The sequence below is a fragment of the Pseudomonas sp. S09G 359 genome, assembly GCF_002843605.1.
Classification (GTDB): domain Bacteria; phylum Pseudomonadota; class Gammaproteobacteria; order Pseudomonadales; family Pseudomonadaceae; genus Aquipseudomonas.
Genome location: NZ_CP025263.1, coordinates 6,293,538 through 6,310,865, shown reverse-complemented (window position 1 = coordinate 6,310,865; position 17,328 = coordinate 6,293,538). Strand labels below are relative to the sequence as shown.

Genomic DNA, 17,328 nt, shown 5'->3' with positions numbered 1-17,328 from the left:
AGCAAGCCCGCTTGGCACAACAAGCCCGCTCGGGACAATAAGTGCGCCTCAGGTGCCGACAGGCGCATCCGGCACTTGGGGCAGCGCTGCACCCTTGGGCCACAACATCCAGATTTGCCCTTGCTGCTTCATATTCCCGGCCAGTTCACCGGCCGCATCACCGGTGCCCCAGAACAGATCCGCGCGCACCTCGCCGGTGATTGCCCCGCCGGTGTCCTGCGCCGCGACCGGCCGGGCGATCGGCGAACCATCCGGTTTGGTGGTGGACAGCCACAACAGGCTGCCCAGCGGAATCACCTTGCGATCCACCGCTACGCTGTAGCCGGCGGTCAGTGGCACGTTCAGCGAGCCGCGCGGGCCTTCATTGCTGTCGGGGCGGGCGCTGAAAAACACGTAGCTCGGGTTGCTTGCCAGCAGTTCCGGGATGCGCTGCGGGTTGGCCTTGGCCCAGGCGCTGATCGCGCCCATGGTCACGTCTTCTTTCTTCAGCTCGCCTTGCTCCACCAGCCAGCGGCCGATGGGGCGGTAAGGGTAGCCGTTCTGGTCGCCATACCCGACACGCAGTTGGCGCCCGCCTTTGAGCTGGATCCGGCCCGAGCCCTGGATCTGCAGGAACTGCAGGTCCATCGGGTCTGTCAGCCAGGCAATCGGCTTGGCGGTGGAACCTTGGCCGTTGATGGCGCTGGCGTCGTCATAGGGCTTGAGCACGCGCCCTTCCAGGCGACCGCGCAGGCGCTTGCCCTTGAGTTCGGGGTAGATGCTCTCGAGGTTGACGATGATCAGGTCATCCGGCACGCCGTACACCGGCACGTTTGCGCTGGCGGTTTTGGTCAGGCTGCCGGGGTAGACCGGCTCGTAGTAGCCGGTGATCAGGCCGTTGGGAGTGTTGTCGGCAGAGCGCAGGCCGAACACGTCCAGGCGCTCCTTGAGAAAGCCGCGCACGGCCACGGCATTGCCCGGCACGGTGGCTGCTGCTGCGCAGGTCGCACCCCACACCGGGTCGGCCTTGAGGCGTTGGCAGGCACTGCGCCAGGATTCAAACCCGGCCAGCAGGTCGCTGTCGGACACCGCCGGCAGGGCTTCCCAAGGCGCGCTTACATAAGTGGCAACGGCATGCGGTTTTTCCGGCTCCGGTTTGGCCGCGTCTTTGCCGGCGTCTTTGCCCGCATCGCAGCCAGCCAGCAGTGCGATCATCGGCAGGGCCCACGCCAGGCGGCGGCCCCAGGGTTTCAACAGAGTATTCATGCACACAATTCCTGAAGCGATTGCCTGCGCGTCAACGCGTGCGGGCAACCCTTATTATTAATAGGGCTATTGGTCTTTGCGGGCGGGGCGAGGATACTGGCCGCCGTTTCCCGTGACCCCGAGCCTCCATGACTTTTAAAAAATTGACGGTTGTATTGCTGGCCTGCCTGAGCCTGTCCGCCTGTGGCGGTGTCGATCCAAATTCCCCGCTGGGCCAGCGCAAGGCGATTTTCAAGCAGATGCTCAAGACCGGCGAAGACCTGGGCGGCATGTTGCGTGGGCGCATCCCGTTTGACGGGGCGAAATTCGCCGAAGGCGCCGTCAAGCTGGATGCGCTGTCCCATGAGCCGTGGCAGCATTTTCCGAGCGTGCGCGAAGAGGATCACACCAGCGCCAAGGACGATGTCTGGCAACAACAGGCACGGTTCCAGGAGCTGGCGCGCAACCTTGAAGCGGCCACCGGTGAATTGGTGGTCGCCAGCAAAGTCCAGCCTTACCAGGCCAGTAACCTCGCGCCGGCGGTACAGAAAGTCGAGGATGCCTGCAGCGCCTGCCATAAACAGTTCCGGGACCACTGACCGGTCTTACTGGTCGAGTTCTTCCACCGCGTCCTGCAACTCTTTACGGGATTGCGCGAGCTTGTCCTTGCGCTTGTTGATCTTGTCCGCGTCACCCTTTTTCATCGCCTTGTCGAGGTCGGCCTGACGGCGGCTGACCTCGTGCTTGGCGTCGAGCACCTTGTTTTCGCGCTCCTTGCGCAACGAGGCGTCGGTGCAATTGGCGGTGACTTCACTCAGGGCTTTTTCCAGGCCGGCCTGTTGTTCGCTGTTGCCGTGGGCCTTGGCTTGTTCGATCTGGGTGCTGATGGCCTGGCGCTTGGCAGCGCAGCCGGTGAGTTGCGGGGCTTCTTCGGCCGCCAGCAACGGCGTGGCCATGAAGCTTGCGACGGTGAGCAATGCAAAGGGCGCTAAAAATTTCATCGGTAACTCCAAGGTCGCAATCTAAAGGCAGGGTGAATTCTGCCGCTGTTCAAAGGTGGCTGGGGCCGGTTCAAAACCCGTCTACCCCTGCCACATGTAGTGTTTCAGCCAACGCCTGTACGTGCGGGTCGCGAAAAAAAGCGCTCAGTTGCGCCGCGCGCCCCGGGCCGATGCCATCGACGGCCAGCCAGGCTTGAGTGTCTTTGGCGGCCAGTGTCTGCCAGTCGCCTTCCAGGTCGTTGCGCGCTGCGGGCGGTATGCCCAAGGCCTTGAGCCATTGGGCAAAGGGCCGTTGCCGCGCGCTGTGAAGGCTGTCGAGCACCCGTGCACGGCTGCGATCGCCCAAGCCTTCAATGTTAGCAAGCTCTGCCGCATCCAGGGTTAACCAATCGAGAAAGCCTGCGATTAGACCGGCCTGGATCAATACGTTCCAGGTTTCACGCCCTATATGGGGCAAGGCCAGGCCCTGGTTGCCGCTCAACCAGGTGAGGCGGGCCAGCAACTGCTCCTCGCAACCGGGGTCCAGTTGCCAGCAACTCAAAGCGTGGAAATCCAGCGGGTCAGGTACGTGCAGGTCCGCCCTTGGGGCTGTGCGCAAGATCACTTGGTCCAGGTGCGGGATCACCTGGCCCGCAAGGCTGATGGACACCTGGTCACCCGGGCGGATATCCAACGATTGCCAGCGTGTCAGGGAGCCCACGCTGACGCGGCTGATCTGTCGGTCGTCCAACCGCACCGGCTCCAGCTCCAACATGGGTGTGATGCGCCCGGTGCGGCCGATGTTGAATTGTACGTTGCGCACCAGCGCCAGGGCCTTGGCCGTCGGGTATTTCCAGGCGGCTGCCCAGTAGGGTGTACTGACCTGCCAGCGTTCTGCCGGTGCGCGCTGGGCCTGGTGCAGTACCACGCCGTCACTGGCGAAGGGCAGCGGATGGTTGTACCAATAGGTGCGCCAGTGTGCGGCTTGGCTGATGTCTTGGATGGGTTGGCTGTAGCGCTGGCTGTCGCCGAAACCCAGGTGCGAGAGGGTGGCCAGGCGCTCGGTAAACGATGCGGGACCCTCAGGCCAGGCCCAGACGAAAAGGCCGATACCGGCGGCTTCGCTGTCACTCAATTGGCGGCGGTTCATCAGCCCGGCCACTTTGCTGCGGGCATTGAGCCCGCCGCGTGCCGATTGCACGTGGTTGTCGAGGCGCCAATAGAGTTCGCCCTGCAGTACCAGGTCGATAGGCTCCGGCAGTTGTTGGACAATGCCGGGCAGCTTGCGCGCGGACACTGACCAATCCTGGCCGAGCACACCGTCGCCACGGCTGATGGCTTGGGCCAACCTGCCCTGGCGGTACACCAGGGTTACCGCCACGCCGTCTACCTTGGGTTGAATCCAAATATCCTGGCGGCTGCCCAGCCACTGGCCGACCGCCTGTTCGTCCGGCAGTTTTTCCAACCCGGTGTGGGCAACCGGGTGCGGCCGGGTGCCACGTGCACTCGCCAGTGGGTTGTCCGGCGCCGCAGCCGGTTGGGGAAAGCACGTGCGCCAGTGCGCCAGGCGAAGGCGAGCCTGGTCGTAGAGTTCATCGCTGACAGGGGATTGGCCGAGCCGGTGGTAGCTGTCATCCCACTGGCGGATCTGCTCGGCCAGCGCGCCGACCTGTGTTCGGGCTGCCTCGGGACAACCTTCGGCCCACGCCCAAAGGGGTAATGCATAGAACAGCAGAGCAATCACTAAACGCATCATGAGCATCCTTGCCCGAAAAGGATGCCCAGCCTAAAGGATCCACTTGCCCACAAAAAAGCCCCGACGGTGCGGGGCTTTTTACTGGGTGTTTCTATTTACTTGAATAGACCGCCCAGGGCTTTCACTGCATCAGGCTTATCGGCCTTGGCTTCCTGGGTTTGCTGCTTGGCGTCGGCTTTGGCCTGAGCTTCGGAAAGTTTGTCACAACCTTTGTTGATCTGATCTTGCGCCGCTTTAAAGGCCTTTACCTTCAAGGTTTCCTTGTTGGCTTCGGCTGCATCGATCTTGGTTTGCAGGTCAGCCGATTGCTTTTGGCAGTCGCCGGAGTTGCCGCCACCCAGTTGCGAGGTCAGGCCGCTCAGTGCGCTCAGGTCGGCGGAGTGGGCCGGCAGGGCGAACAGGCTGAGCAGAAGGGCGGCAGGGGCGAGTGTGGAAATGCGCATGAAAAACCTCAATGTTCGATTGCCTGCACACGCGTCTATCTCGGGCTGGCGCAGGGCAATATCCAAATAAGGTAGAGGCCCGAGAGGGCGCGGATTCTAGTGGGCCATTATTTTGCCTGCAAGCATTGGATCCAAAAAATGTGAGCGTTGCCGCGAATCACCACGCAATAAAAAGCCCTGCCGGGCGAACCCGGCAGGGCTTTTGGGTAACGCGAGCGGTTACAGGCCGGCGGCAGTGCGCAGGTCGTTGGCGCGGTCGGTTTTTTCCCAGGTAAAGGTGGTGAAGGTGTCGTCGCCGACAGTCTTCTGCGCAGGGGTACGGCCGAAGTGGCCGTAGGCTGCGGTTTCCTGGTACATCGGGTGCAGCAGGTCGAGCATGGTGGTGATCGCGTAAGGGCGCAGGTCGAAGATCTCACGCACCAGCTTGACGATCTTGTCATCGCTGATCTTGCCGGTGCCGAAGGTATTCAGCGAGATCGATGTAGGCTGAGCCACACCGATAGCGTAGGAAACCTGGATCTCGCAGCGCTCGGCCAGGCCGGCAGCGACGATGTTCTTGGCCACGTAACGGCCGGCATACGCTGCCGAACGGTCAACCTTGGATGGGTCTTTACCGGAGAACGCGCCGCCGCCGTGACGGGCCATGCCGCCGTAGCTGTCGACGATGATCTTGCGACCGGTCAGGCCGCAGTCGCCCACCGGGCCACCGATGATGAACTGGCCAGTCGGGTTGATGTGGAACTGGGTGTCCTTGCTCAGCAGTTCGGCCGGCAGCACGTGCTTGACGATCAGCTCCATCACGCCTTCGCGCAGGTCAGCGTAGGAAACGTCCGGGTTGTGCTGGGTCGACAGTACAACTGCGTCGATGCCGACGACTTTGCCGCCTTCGTAACGGCAGGTCACCTGGGACTTGGCATCCGGGCGCAGCCACGGCAGCAGGCCGGATTTACGCGCTTCGGCCTGGCGCTGTACCAGCTGGTGCGAGAAGGTGATCGGTGCTGGCATCAGCACGTCGGTTTCATTGCTGGCGTAGCCGAACATCAGGCCCTGGTCACCGGCGCCCTGGTCTTCAGGCTTGGCGCGGTCGACACCCTGGTTGATGTCGGGGGATTGCTTGCCGATGATGTTCATCACGCCGCAGGTCGCGCCGTCGAAGCCGACATCGGAGCTGGTGTAGCCGATGTCGGTGATCACGTCACGAACGATCTGCTCCAGGTCAACCCAGGCGGTGGTGGTCACTTCGCCAGCGATGATCGCTACACCAGTTTTCACCAGAGTCTCGCACGCCACACGGGCGAACTTGTCTTCAGCAATGATGGCGTCCAGCACCGCATCAGAAATCTGGTCGGCGATTTTGTCCGGATGCCCTTCAGACACGGACTCGGAGGTGAAAAGGGAGTATTCGCTCATCTCGATGTTTTCCTGATATTTACCGATGGTGAGTGTCGCCAGCCGGCCGCTGAAAATGGCGGACCTGAATCTGGAAACCATTACGTAAACCTACATAGAGGCTTTCCCCGGGGACGAGCCCCGCAGCGGTGGCCCAACGGGCCAGATCGTCCTGTTCAAAACCCAACCAGAGATCACCGCAGGCCTCCTTGGCCCAACTCTGGTTGTGGCTGCATAAATCTGTAACCAGCAGGCTACCGCCGGGTTGCAGCAAAGCTGCCATCTGCTTGAGCGCCTCGGCGGGGGCGGCGAAATGGTGCAGGACCATGTTCAGCACCACGCAGTCGGCCTGCAGACTGTTGTGATCAAGCGCGTCCGCCAACTGCAGGCGGACATTGCCCAACGCTTCGCGCTCACACAGCTGGCGTGCGAGTTCAAGCATCGCCGGGCTGTTATCCAGCGCCGTGACCTGCTGGAAGCGGCGTGCCAGGTCCGGCAGGAAACCGCCATCCCCGGGCCCGACTTCCAGCGCCGTGGCCTCATTACTGAAGCTCAGCTTGTCCAAGAGTGCCAATACGCTGTCGCGGTATTGGGGCAAACCGGCGATCAGGTCCTGTTGGGCGCGAAACTTCTCTGCAACCCGTGCGAAAAAGTCCTGACTCGCCGCAGCACGTTGGCCATGCACCTGGCCGATGCGCGATTGCACGTCGTTGGGCAGGTTCAGGCTGTCCACTTCTTCGAGCAAGGCGGCGTGCAGCTTGCCGCCGAGCAGGTCGGTGTGGGGCAGGGCGCGGCGGTAGAAAATCGCATTGCCTTCGCGGCGGGTGGCCACCAGGTCGGCCTGGGACAGCACCTTCAAATGGTGGCTCATGCCGGACTGGCCGATGGCGAAGATTTGCGCCAGTTCCAGTACGCCGAAGGAGTCGTTGGCCAGTGCGCGCAATACGTTCAGGCGCAACGGATCGCCAGCGGCCTTGCATAAGGCAGCCAAGTCATCGCCGTCGTCAGGACGCAGGGAGGGCACGGGTAGGTTCATAGGGCCAGCAGTCTAGTGACGGGTGGAAATCCCTGCAAGGCCAATATCAAAAAGTTTTGATATTGATCGATAAGTGGCGGTTATAAGCAGCCGCTATAACCTTTAGACGAACACGTGGCGGATTTCTGCAAGGGATTGCCGCGTAAACCACAGGAAAAACACCCACAAGTGACTATCTGTCATTGCCCGCAAGCGGTGGCTGAGGGAAAATGCCGGTCCTTTTTTCCGTTTCTTTTCAGCAAACCCCAGGAGATCAGCGATGCCCAGCCGTCGTGAGCGTGCCAACGCCATTCGTGCCCTCAGCATGGATGCCGTGCAAAAAGCCAACAGCGGCCATCCCGGTGCCCCGATGGGCATGGCGGATATCGCCGAAGTACTTTGGCGTGACTACCTGAAACACAACCCGAGCAACCCGTCGTTCGCCGACCGTGACCGCTTCGTGCTGTCCAACGGCCACGGCTCGATGCTGATCTACTCGCTGCTGCACCTGACCGGCTACGACGTCACCATCGATGACCTGAAGAGCTTCCGCCAGCTGCACAGCCGCACCCCGGGCCACCCGGAATTCGGCTACACCCCAGGCGTCGAGACCACCACCGGTCCACTGGGCCAAGGCCTGGCCAACGCGGTTGGCTTCGCGCTGGCTGAAAAAGTCCTGGGCGCGCAGTTCAACCGTCCTGGCCACAACGTTGTCGACCACCACACCTACGTATTCCTGGGTGATGGCTGCATGATGGAAGGCATTTCCCACGAAGTCGCTTCCCTGGCCGGTACCCTGGGCCTGGGCAAGCTGATCGCCTTCTACGATGACAACGGTATTTCCATCGACGGCGAAGTCGAAGGCTGGTTCACCGATGACACCCCGAAGCGTTTCGAAGCCTACAACTGGCAGGTGATCCGCAACGTCGACGGCCACGATCCGGAAGAGATCAAGACCGCCATCGACACCGCCCGCAAGAGCGAGCAGCCGACCCTGATCTGCTGCAAGACCACCATCGGTTTCGGCTCGCCGAACAAGCAAGGTAAAGAAGACTGCCACGGCGCCCCACTGGGTGACGCGGAAATCGCCCTGACCCGCGCAGCACTGAAGTGGAACCACGGCCCGTTCGAAATCCCGGCTGATATCTACGCCGAGTGGAGCGCCAAGGAAAAAGGCCTGGCCGCTGAAGCCGAGTGGGACCAGCGTTTCGCAGCCTACTCCGCCGAATTCCCTGAGCTGGCCAACGAACTGGTGCGCCGCCTGGCCGGCGACCTGCCTGCCGACTTCTCGGAAAAAGCCTCGGCCTACATCGCCGAAGTCGCGGCCAAGGGCGAGACCATCGCCAGCCGTAAAGCCAGCCAGAACACCCTGAACGCTTTCGGCCCGCTGCTGCCTGAGATCCTCGGCGGTTCGGCTGACCTGGCCGGTTCCAACCTGACCCTGTGGAAAGGTTGCAAAGGTGTTTCGGCCGAAGACGCCAGCGGCAACTACATGTACTACGGCGTGCGCGAGTTCGGCATGAGCGCCATCATGAACGGCGTGTCCCTGCACGGCGGCCTGGTGCCTTACGGCGCGACCTTCCTGATGTTCATGGAATACGCACGTAACGCGGTACGTATGGCCGCGCTGATGAAAAAACGCGTGATCCATGTGTACACCCACGACTCCATCGGCCTGGGTGAAGACGGCCCGACGCACCAGCCGGTCGAGCAACTGACCAGCCTGCGCACCACGCCGAACCTGGATTGCTGGCGCCCAGCCGACGCGGTGGAATCCGCCGTGGCCTGGAAGCACGCCATCGAACGCAAGGACGGCCCTTCGGCGCTGATCTTCTCGCGTCAGAACCTTCAGCACCAAGTGCGTACCGACGCGCAGATCGCCGACATCAGCCGTGGCGGCTACGTGCTCAAGGACTGCATCGGCGAGCCGGAGCTGATCCTGATCTCCACCGGTTCCGAAGTGGGCCTGACCGTTCAGGCCTACGACAAGCTGACCGAGCAAGGCCGCAACGTGCGCGTTGTGTCCATGCCCTGCACCAGCGTGTTCGAAGCCCAGGACGCCGGCTACAAGCAATCGGTGCTGCCGTTGCAGGTCAGCGCGCGTATCGCCATCGAAGCGGCTCACGCCGACTACTGGTACAAGTACGTGGGCCTGGAAGGCCGCGTGATCGGCATGACCACCTACGGTGAGTCGGCGCCGGCGCCAGCGCTGTTCGAAGAGTTCGGTTTCACCCTGGAAAACATCCTGGGTCAGGCTGAAGAGCTGCTGGAAGACTAAGGCTGTAGATTGAGGTGGCTGTGCTGGCCTCTTCGCGAGCAAGCCCGCTCCCACATTTGAATGGGTTCACAACTCTAACTGTGTGAACCCGATCAAATGTGGGAGCGGGCTTGCTCGCGAAGGCGGCGGCACATTCACCCCTTTACCCAAGGTAATCGAGAACCCCATGCCCCAACCGCGTCCCTACAAAGTTGCACTCAACGGCTACGGCCGTATTGGTCGTTGCGTCTTGCGTGCTCTGTTCGAGCGAGGGGCGGCAGCCGGGTTTGAGATTGTTGCAATCAACGATTTGGCCGACATGGCCAGCATCGAATACCTGACACGCTTTGACTCCACCCACGGCCGGTTCCCCGGCGAAGTGCGGGTTGAAGACGATTGTCTGCATATTAATGGCAACTGCGTGCAGGTCTTGCGCAGTGCCACCCCCGAGGGCATCGACTGGAAAGCATTGGGCGTTGACCTGGTGCTGGAGTGTTCCGGTGTCTATCACACCCGTGCCGATGGCCAGCGTTTTCTCGACGCCGGCGCGCCGCGTGTGCTGTTTTCCCAGCCGATGGCCAGCGAGGCGGATGTCGACGCCACCATCGTCTACGGCATCAACCAGGATTGCCTGACCGGTGCCGAGCTGCTGGTGTCCAACGCCTCCTGCACCACCAACTGCAGCGTGCCGTTGCTGCGCCTGCTGGATCAGGCGATTGGCATCGATTATGTGTCGATCACCACGATTCACTCGGCGATGAACGACCAGCCGGTGATCGACGCCTATCACCACGAAGACCTGCGCCGCACGCGCTCGGCGTTCCAGTCAGTGATTCCGGTGTCCACCGGCCTGGCTCGAGGCATCGAGCGGCTGTTGCCGGAACTTGCCGGGCGAATCCAGGCCAAAGCTGTACGGGTGCCAACGGTGAACGTGTCTTGTCTGGACATCACCATGCAAACTGTCAGTGATACCGATGCCACCGAGGTCAACCGGATTTTGCGCGACGCCGCCACCAGTGGCCCGCTCAAAGGCCTTTTGGCCTACACCGAGTTGCCCCACGCCAGTTGCGATTTCAACCATGACCCGCATTCGGCCATTGTCGATGCCAGCCAGACCCGCGTTTCCGGCCCCCGGTTGGTGAACATCCTGGCCTGGTTCGACAACGAATGGGGTTTTGCCAACCGAATGCTGGATGTTGCGGAACATTATCTGCACATCGCCTCTAAACAACCTCAACAACAGTAACTCAGGAACTGCGACCCATGACCGTGTTGAAGATGACCGACCTCGATCTGCAAGGTAAGCGCGTACTGATTCGCGAAGACCTCAACGTCCCAGTCAAGGACGGTGTTGTCACCAGCGATGCGCGTATCCTGGCCTCGCTGCCGACCATCAAGCTGGCCCTGGAAAAAGGCGCGGCCGTGATGGTCTGCTCCCACCTGGGTCGCCCGACCGAAGGTGAGTTCTCCGCCGAAAACAGCCTCAAGCCTGTAGCCGACTACCTGAGCAAAGCCCTGGGCCGTGACGTGCCGCTGGTGGCTGACTACCTGGGTGGTGTGGACGTGAAAGCCGGCGACATCGTGCTGTTCGAAAACGTGCGCTTCAACAAAGGCGAGAAAAAGAACAGTGACGAACTGGCCCAGCAATACGCGGCCCTGTGCGACGTGTTCGTGATGGATGCGTTCGGTACCGCGCACCGCGCCGAAGGCTCCACCCACGGCGTGGCCAAGTTCGCCAAGGTTGCCGCCGCCGGCCCGTTGCTGGCCGCTGAACTGGATGCACTGGGCAAGGCACTGGGCGCTCCAGCCCAGCCGATGGCGGCCATCGTGGCGGGCTCGAAAGTGTCGACCAAGCTGGACGTGCTCAACAGCCTGAGCCAGATCTGTAACCAACTGATCGTCGGCGGCGGCATTGCCAACACCTTCCTGGCCGCAGCCGGCCACCCGGTGGGCAAGTCCCTGTACGAGCCGGACCTGCTCGACACCGCTCGCGCCATTGCCGCCAAGGTCAGCGTGCCGCTGCCGGTGGACGTGGTGGTTGCCAAGGAATTCGCTGAAAGTGCCGAAGCCACCGTCAAGCTGATCGCTGACGTGGCCGCCGACGACATGATCCTGGATATCGGCCCACAAACCGCAGCTAACTTCGCCGAGTTGCTGAAAGCTTCCCAGACCATTCTGTGGAACGGCCCGGTCGGTGTGTTCGAATTCGACCAGTTCGGCAATGGCACCAAAGTACTGGCCAAGGCGATTGCCGAGAGCTCGGCCTTCTCCATCGCCGGTGGCGGTGACACCCTGGCGGCCATCGATAAATATGGCGTTGCTGACCAGATCTCCTACATTTCTACCGGTGGCGGCGCATTCCTCGAATTCGTCGAAGGCAAAGTACTGCCGGCCGTTGAAGTGCTGGAAACCCGGGCCAAAGGCTGAGGCTTGTGATCCGGAAAAGGAGTATTCCCATGATCAAGTCGTTGGCACTGATGCTCGCAGCGGGCCTGTTGGCCGGCTGCGGCAGCACGCCAAACGCTGCGCCTGAGGCCGGGAAACCGGCGCCTGAGCAGAAAAAGAGCTGCTACCAGGCAGACTGGCAAGCCGAGACCATGCCGGTGATCAACAAGCGCATCGGCAACGAACGGCTGGAGAAATACGACGCCGCGCCCAACGGTCAGGAACAGGGTTGCCCTTGACGGGTCTGATCAACTAACCGACAGCAGTGCAGGCCCTTAAGGCCTGCGTTCGAGGATTGGCAATGAAAGGCGTTTTCGCCCTGGCAGCCCTGGCCCTACTGGCCGGTTGCAGCAACATGAACATGTTCAACAAGGCAGAGCCTGCCGATAAATGGACCACCTGGACCTGCGACAGCAAGGCCGAGGTCAACTGGCGCTTTGCCAATCAGGCCAAATCCGAGGTGGATGTACGCCTCGGTGGTTCCGATCAGGTTTACCGCCTCAAACAGGACGTTGCCGCCTCGGGCGTGCTGTACAGCAACGACCAGTTGGCGTTTCACACAAAAGGTGAGGAAGGCCTGGTTTACTGGGTTGCCACCGATGATTTGATCGGGCGGGGCTGCAAAGCCCAGTAAGGCCTCAAATTTGATGAGATCCAAATGTGGGAGGGGGCTTGCCCCCGATAGCGGTGTGTCAGCACACCCATGTGCTGGCTGATCCACTGGCATCGGGGGCGAGCCCCCTCCCACATTAAATTCGGTTCCAAAGTGGCATAGGTGGTGGGCCGGACACTGCAATAACGATTCAGCAGGCCAGGCATGCAAAGCCTGACCTGCAATAACTTGAATAGCAGCCGCCGCTACGGCAGGCTTGCACGATTAACGACCCTCGACCGGGAGAGACAACACAATGGCACTTATCAGCATGCGTCAAATGCTGGACCACGCAGCCGAGTTCGGCTACGGCGTCCCAGCCTTTAACGTCAACAACCTTGAGCAGATGCGCGCCATCATGGAAGCCGCTGACAAGACCGACTCCCCAGTGATCGTCCAGGCTTCGGCCGGTGCCCGGAAATACGCCGGTGCGCCGTTCCTGCGTCACCTGATCCTCGCCGCGATCGAAGAATTCCCGCACATCCCGGTGTGCATGCACCAGGACCACGGCACCAGCCCTGACGTGTGCCAGCGTTCCATCCAACTGGGCTTCAGCTCGGTGATGATGGATGGCTCCCTCGGCGAAGACGGCAAGACCCCTACCGACTACGAGTACAACGTACGCGTTACCCAACAAACGGTAGCCATGGCTCATGCCTGTGGCGTTTCGGTTGAAGGCGAGCTGGGCTGCCTGGGTTCCCTGGAAACCGGTATGGCCGGCGAAGAAGACGGCATCGGCGCTGAAGGCGTGCTGGATCACAGCCAGATGCTGACCGACCCGGAAGAGGCCGCGGACTTCGTCAAGAAGACCCAGGTCGACGCCCTGGCCATCGCCATCGGCACCAGCCACGGCGCCTACAAGTTCACCAAGCCGCCTACCGGCGACGTGCTGGCCATCGACCGCATCAAGGAAATCCACAAGCGCATCCCTAACACCCACCTGGTGATGCACGGTTCTTCCTCGGTACCGCAAGAGTGGCTGGCGATCATCAACCAGTACGGCGGCGACATCAAAGAAACCTACGGCGTACCGGTTGAAGAAATCGTCGAAGGCATCAAGTACGGCGTGCGCAAGGTCAACATCGACACCGACCTGCGCCTGGCATCCACCGGTGCGATGCGTCGCCTGATGGCCACCAACCCGAGCGAATTTGACCCACGTAAATTCTTCGGTGCTACCGTGACTGCGATGCGTGACGTATGTATCGCGCGTTACGAAGCCTTCGGTACCGCTGGCAACGCTTCGAAGATCAAGCCGATCTCGTTGGAAGCGATGTACCAGCGTTACTTGAAAGGTGAGTTGAACGCCAAGGTCAACTAAGCCCTACGCGCTAATGAAAAAGCCCGCAGCGATGCGGGCTTTTTTGTGGCTGGAAATGTAGGACCAACACCGAATCCTCAGGCAGCCTAGGAACCAATGTGGGAGGGGGCTTGCCCCCGATTGCGGTGGGTCAGTTAAAGCTGTACTAGCTGACAGTCCACCCTCGGGGACGAGCCACCTCCCAGCATTTAGCAAGCCCTACATAAAACACCGCCACACTCAGTCGTGATCAATATCCAGCTTGGCAAACGTCACCCGCGCGCCTTCCTTGCTGTCGCCACTGTTGTCCTGCACATACGCGCCGGCCTTGAAGTACAGGGGCTTGGCACCCCACGCCGCGCCAATGCGCTCGTTCCACTCACCGTCGGCGGCGTACACGCTGAGCAGGCCGGCCTTATTGAGGTTGATCACGTAGGTAAAGCTCTTCTCCAGCGGCACATTGGCCGCGACGATGATCACCCGGCCTTCGTCTTCATCCGGGCGCATGCGCACTTTGGCGACGATGTTGCCGGTCTGGGTTTTTTCCTTGAACTGGTATTCCAGCTTGATCAACGGTTTCTGGCTGTCGTAGGCGTGAATCTGCCCGATGACGATCTTGCCGCTGGAGGGCACCTGGTTGACGGCCAGGGTGGCGCGCAGGAAGTTGTCGGCGTCGGGGTAGGTCCAGTTGCGCAGGCGGCCGTCAGCGTAGGTTTCGCGCAGTTCGCTGCGCGGGTACACCGCGTTTTCGGTGCGCGTGCCGGTCACCGGTGTCCAGAATTGCACGTTACTGCCTTCGGCCTGGAAGTACTGGTCCTTGAACCCGCTAAGCAGTTTGGGGGTGTCGATGGTCGCGGGGGGCGAGCCGACGGGAATGCTCAGGTTCCAAGTGGAGAGGTCGATCATGGCGTAGGCCTTTTTACAGAGGGGTGTAGGCTATGGCCCTTGGGCCAGACAGGTTCTTTATAGGCGGTAGTCACCCGCTTGTTAATTATTGGATGGCAAATGTTTGGCGCCAAAATAGTGCCAAAAAGCCACATTTCCCATGAAACGTGGCCTGCAGGCACTTACCGTTAGTCGGCTTCCTGAACTTTGGCGCAATGATGGCACTGAGGTTACTTCTGATTTTTCGGAACCGGGGATAGAGTGAGGCCTCAATGTTTGTCCGGGTTTTCTCCCAGAAGTGACCGGAGTGGCTCCTAAGGAAGAGAAGCAGCATGGAATGCGCTCCACACTACGGCGATGGCGGTTCGGTTCTTCTGGTGGTCGATGACTACCCGGAAAACCTGCTCAGCATGCACGCACTTTTGCAGCGCGAAGACTGGCAGGTGATCACCGCTGGCTCCGGCGTGGAAGCCCTCGAATTGTTATTGGTGCACGACGTCGACCTGGTGCTGCTGGACGTGAAGATGCCCGGCATGGACGGCTTCGAAGTGGCCCGCCTGATGCGCGGCAGCCAGCGTACGCGCATGACGCCGATCATCTTCCTGAGTGCCAATGAACAATCCCCAGCCGCCGTGCTGGAAGGCTATGCCAGTGGCGCCATCGACTACCTGTTCAAACCCTTTGACCCGCACATCCTCAAGCCCAAGGTCCAGGCATTGCTGGAGCACCAGCGCAACCGCCGGGCCTTGCAGCGCCTGAGCCATGACCTGGAGTCTGCCCGCGCTTTCAACGCCTCGGTGCTGGATAACGCCGCCGAAGGCATTCTGGTGGTGAGCGAGGACGGTGTGATCGAATACGCCAACCCAGCGATCTCGCGCCTGCTCAATGCCACGATCCAAGAGCTGCAAGGCCAGGAGTTCCTCGGCTTTCTGCAAAAGCCCCATGTGCCGGCCTGGCTGGATTCGCAGATGTACGCGGGTTATCGCAAGGGCGAAACCTGGCGCCTGCATGACGCCCTCTTGCGCACCGGGCGTGGCCAGCAGGTACCGGTGGCCTTGTCGTGCGCGCCGTTGCCGGCCGAGCAGAAGGCCATGGTGGTGACCGTGCTGGACATGTCCGAAGTGCGCCACCTGCATCAACAGCTGGAGTTCCAGGCCGTCACCGACCCGTTGACCGGGCTGCTGAACCGCCGTGGTTTCTACCAGGCGGTTGAGCACACTTTGCTGCGCAGCGAGCGCGGCGACCCGGCTCTGGTATTGCTGTACCTGGACCTGGATGGTTTCAAGCGGGTCAACGATTCACTCGGCCATGATGCCGGCGACCGGGTGCTGCGCTGGGTCTCGGAGCAGTTGCAGGGTTGCCTGGGCTCCGCCGACATTCTCGGGCGCATGGGTGGGGATGAATTTACCGCGCTGCTGGAGGTGGAATTCCCGGAGCAGGCGGCGAAGGTTGCAGAAAAATTGATTGAGCGCGTGTCTGTGTGCCAGCAGGTGGAAGGCCTGGATGTGATGCTCGGCGTCAGCATCGGCATTGCTACTTTCCCCGATTGTGGTTCGGACTTGAATGGCCTGCTGCGTGCCGCCGACATCGCCATGTACGAAGCCAAGCGCGCGGGGCGTCAGCAATATCGCTATTACGACCAGGAAATGAATGGCCGCGCCCGTTCGCGGCTGATGCTGGAAGACAGCGTGCGCACGGCGATTCAAAACAAGGAATTCACCCTGGTGTATCAGCCGCAGGTGGCGCTGGATGACGGACGTCTGCGCGGTGTCGAAGCGCTGCTACGCTGGCAGCACCCCAGTGTTGGCGACGTGCCGCCCGGGTTGTTTTTGCCGTTGCTGGAAGAGGCGCGGCTGATCAGCCAATTGAGCGCGTGGATCTACCAGCAGGTCGCCGCTCAACGCCAGGCCTGGCAAACCACCTTTGATGATGAGTTGGTGTTGAGCGTGAGCCTGAGCAGCAGCCAGTTCAATATGCCCAACCTGGCCAACCAGTTGACCCAGGTGCTTGAACGCCACGGCCTGCAGCCACGCCAGTTGGAAGTGGAAATCGGCGAAGACTGCCTGATGATTAACCTGGACGAGTCGGCCAAGCAGCTCAAGTTGCTGCGTCGGATCGGGGTGCGTATCGCCCTGGATGACTTTGGCATGGGCCAGTGTTCCCTGGCGCATCTGCGTGACTTGGCGTTTGACACGCTCAAGCTTGACCCGCGTTTGGTCGCGCGCCTGCCAGGCTCGGCACGGGATGCGGTCATGGCGCGGAGCATTATCGAGCTGTGCGGGCATTTTGATGTGCTGGTAGTGGCCGAGGGCGTGGAAACCCATGAGCAAGCCCAGTGGCTCAAGGCTAATGGCTGCCCGTTTATCCAGGGTCCTTGGGCGGCCCCGCCATTGATGGCTGAAGCCGTCGCCGATTGGTCACGCGCCCGCGTGCGCTGAATTCGCTACACTGGCGCCTATCCGAACCCTGTTGCAGACCCCATGACCGCGCTGAAATACCTCCAGGCCTACCCCGCAGCCCTTCAAGAGCAAGTGCGCCAGCTGATTGCCAAGGATCAGTTGGGCGCCTACCTGGAACAACGTTACCCCGAGCGCCATGCCGTGCAGAGTGACAAGGCGCTGTACGCCTACGCGCTGGCGTTGAAACAGGAACACCTGCGCAACGCGCCGTCCATCGACAAAGTGCTGTTCGATAACCGCCTGGACCTGACCCACCGCGCCCTGGGCCTGCACACCACGATTTCGCGGGTGCAGGGCGGCAATCTCAAATCCAAAAAGGAGATTCGGATTGCCGCGCTGTTCAAGGAGGCCGCGCCGGAGTTCCTGCGCATGATTGTGGTGCATGAGCTGGCGCACTTCAAGGAATCGGACCACAACAAGGCGTTCTATAAACTCTGCGAATACATGATGCCCGGCTACCATCAGGTGGAATTCGACCTGCGGGTGTACCTCACGTATCGCGACCTGCAGGGCAAGCCCTGAC

General features: G+C 61.2%; 16 protein-coding genes. 9 read left to right on the top strand and 7 right to left on the bottom strand.

The features are described 5' to 3' along the window. Nucleotides 1-48 precede the first annotated feature (48 nt). Nucleotides 49-1,245, bottom strand: coding sequence for a murein transglycosylase A (locus tag CXQ82_RS29055; RefSeq protein ID WP_101273369.1), 1,197 nt, complete (start codon nt 1,243-1,245; stop codon nt 49-51). 128 nt (nt 1,246-1,373) lie between these two features. On the opposite strand from CXQ82_RS29055, the gene CXQ82_RS29050 reads away from it, so the two are divergent. Further along, nucleotides 1,374-1,823, top strand: coding sequence for a cytochrome c (locus CXQ82_RS29050; protein WP_101273368.1), 450 nt, complete (start codon nt 1,374-1,376; stop codon nt 1,821-1,823). A gap of 6 nt (nt 1,824-1,829) precedes the next feature. Here CXQ82_RS29050 and CXQ82_RS29045 read toward each other — a convergent pair whose 3' ends face one another. The 5 genes from CXQ82_RS29045 to CXQ82_RS29025 form a co-directional block, all read right to left on the bottom strand. Further along, nucleotides 1,830-2,225, bottom strand: a complete 396-nt coding sequence (locus tag CXQ82_RS29045) for a DUF1090 domain-containing protein (protein ID WP_101273367.1) — start codon at nt 2,223-2,225, stop codon at nt 1,830-1,832. Nucleotides 2,226-2,295: 70 nt separating this feature from the next. Beyond that, nucleotides 2,296-3,960 (bottom strand): NAD-dependent DNA ligase LigB, encoded by a 1,665-nt coding sequence (gene ligB / locus CXQ82_RS29040; protein WP_101273366.1) that lies wholly within the window; start codon nt 3,958-3,960, stop codon nt 2,296-2,298. Nucleotides 3,961-4,055: 95 nt separating this feature from the next. Next, entirely contained in the window at nt 4,056-4,403 is a 348-nt protein-coding gene (locus CXQ82_RS29035) for a hypothetical protein (RefSeq protein ID WP_101273365.1), read from the bottom strand. Between the two features lie 219 nt (nt 4,404-4,622). Then, nucleotides 4,623-5,813, bottom strand: coding sequence for a methionine adenosyltransferase (gene metK / locus CXQ82_RS29030; protein WP_028618258.1), 1,191 nt, complete (start codon nt 5,811-5,813; stop codon nt 4,623-4,625). Between the two features lie 19 nt (nt 5,814-5,832). Next, entirely contained in the window at nt 5,833-6,828 is a 996-nt protein-coding gene (locus tag CXQ82_RS29025) for a metalloregulator ArsR/SmtB family transcription factor (RefSeq protein WP_101273364.1), read from the bottom strand. 259 nt (nt 6,829-7,087) lie between these two features. Between CXQ82_RS29025 and tkt the strand changes: the two genes are divergently transcribed. The 6 genes from tkt to fba all read left to right on the top strand — a co-directional run bounded on the left by tkt (nt 7,088) and on the right by fba (nt 13,482). Continuing rightward, nucleotides 7,088-9,085 carry a transketolase gene (gene tkt, locus CXQ82_RS29020; protein WP_101273363.1) on the top strand — a complete coding sequence of 666 codons (1,998 nt, stop codon included), beginning with the start codon at nt 7,088-7,090 and terminating at the stop codon, nt 9,083-9,085. Nucleotides 9,086-9,251: 166 nt separating this feature from the next. Next, nucleotides 9,252-10,310 (top strand): erythrose-4-phosphate dehydrogenase, encoded by a 1,059-nt coding sequence (epd, locus tag CXQ82_RS29015; RefSeq protein WP_101273362.1) that lies wholly within the window; start codon nt 9,252-9,254, stop codon nt 10,308-10,310. 17 nt (nt 10,311-10,327) lie between these two features. Further along, nucleotides 10,328-11,491 carry a phosphoglycerate kinase gene (locus tag CXQ82_RS29010; RefSeq protein WP_025857657.1) on the top strand — a complete coding sequence of 388 codons (1,164 nt, stop codon included), beginning with the start codon at nt 10,328-10,330 and terminating at the stop codon, nt 11,489-11,491. Nucleotides 11,492-11,520: 29 nt separating this feature from the next. Beyond that, nucleotides 11,521-11,748 carry a hypothetical protein gene (locus CXQ82_RS29005; RefSeq protein ID WP_101273361.1) on the top strand — a complete coding sequence of 76 codons (228 nt, stop codon included), beginning with the start codon at nt 11,521-11,523 and terminating at the stop codon, nt 11,746-11,748. A gap of 62 nt (nt 11,749-11,810) precedes the next feature. Continuing rightward, nucleotides 11,811-12,143, top strand: a complete 333-nt coding sequence (locus CXQ82_RS29000; protein ID WP_101273360.1) for an MliC family protein — start codon at nt 11,811-11,813, stop codon at nt 12,141-12,143. A gap of 274 nt (nt 12,144-12,417) precedes the next feature. Beyond that, nucleotides 12,418-13,482, top strand: coding sequence for a class II fructose-bisphosphate aldolase (gene fba, locus CXQ82_RS28995; protein ID WP_003177554.1), 1,065 nt, complete (start codon nt 12,418-12,420; stop codon nt 13,480-13,482). A gap of 219 nt (nt 13,483-13,701) precedes the next feature. Here fba and CXQ82_RS28990 read toward each other — a convergent pair whose 3' ends face one another. After that, nucleotides 13,702-14,367 carry a polysaccharide lyase family 7 protein gene (locus CXQ82_RS28990; RefSeq protein WP_101273359.1) on the bottom strand — a complete coding sequence of 222 codons (666 nt, stop codon included), beginning with the start codon at nt 14,365-14,367 and terminating at the stop codon, nt 13,702-13,704. 311 nt (nt 14,368-14,678) lie between these two features. Between CXQ82_RS28990 and CXQ82_RS28980 the strand changes: the two genes are divergently transcribed. Continuing rightward, entirely contained in the window at nt 14,679-16,784 is a 2,106-nt protein-coding gene (locus CXQ82_RS28980; protein ID WP_101273357.1) for a bifunctional diguanylate cyclase/phosphodiesterase, read from the top strand. A 42-nt stretch (nt 16,785-16,826) separates the two neighbouring features. Further along, the gene (locus CXQ82_RS28975; protein WP_101273356.1) at nt 16,827-17,327 is read left to right on the top strand and encodes a M48 family metallopeptidase; all 501 of its coding nucleotides are present in this window, start codon (nt 16,827-16,829) and stop codon (nt 17,325-17,327) included. The last annotated feature ends 1 nt before the right edge of the window (nt 17,328 follow it).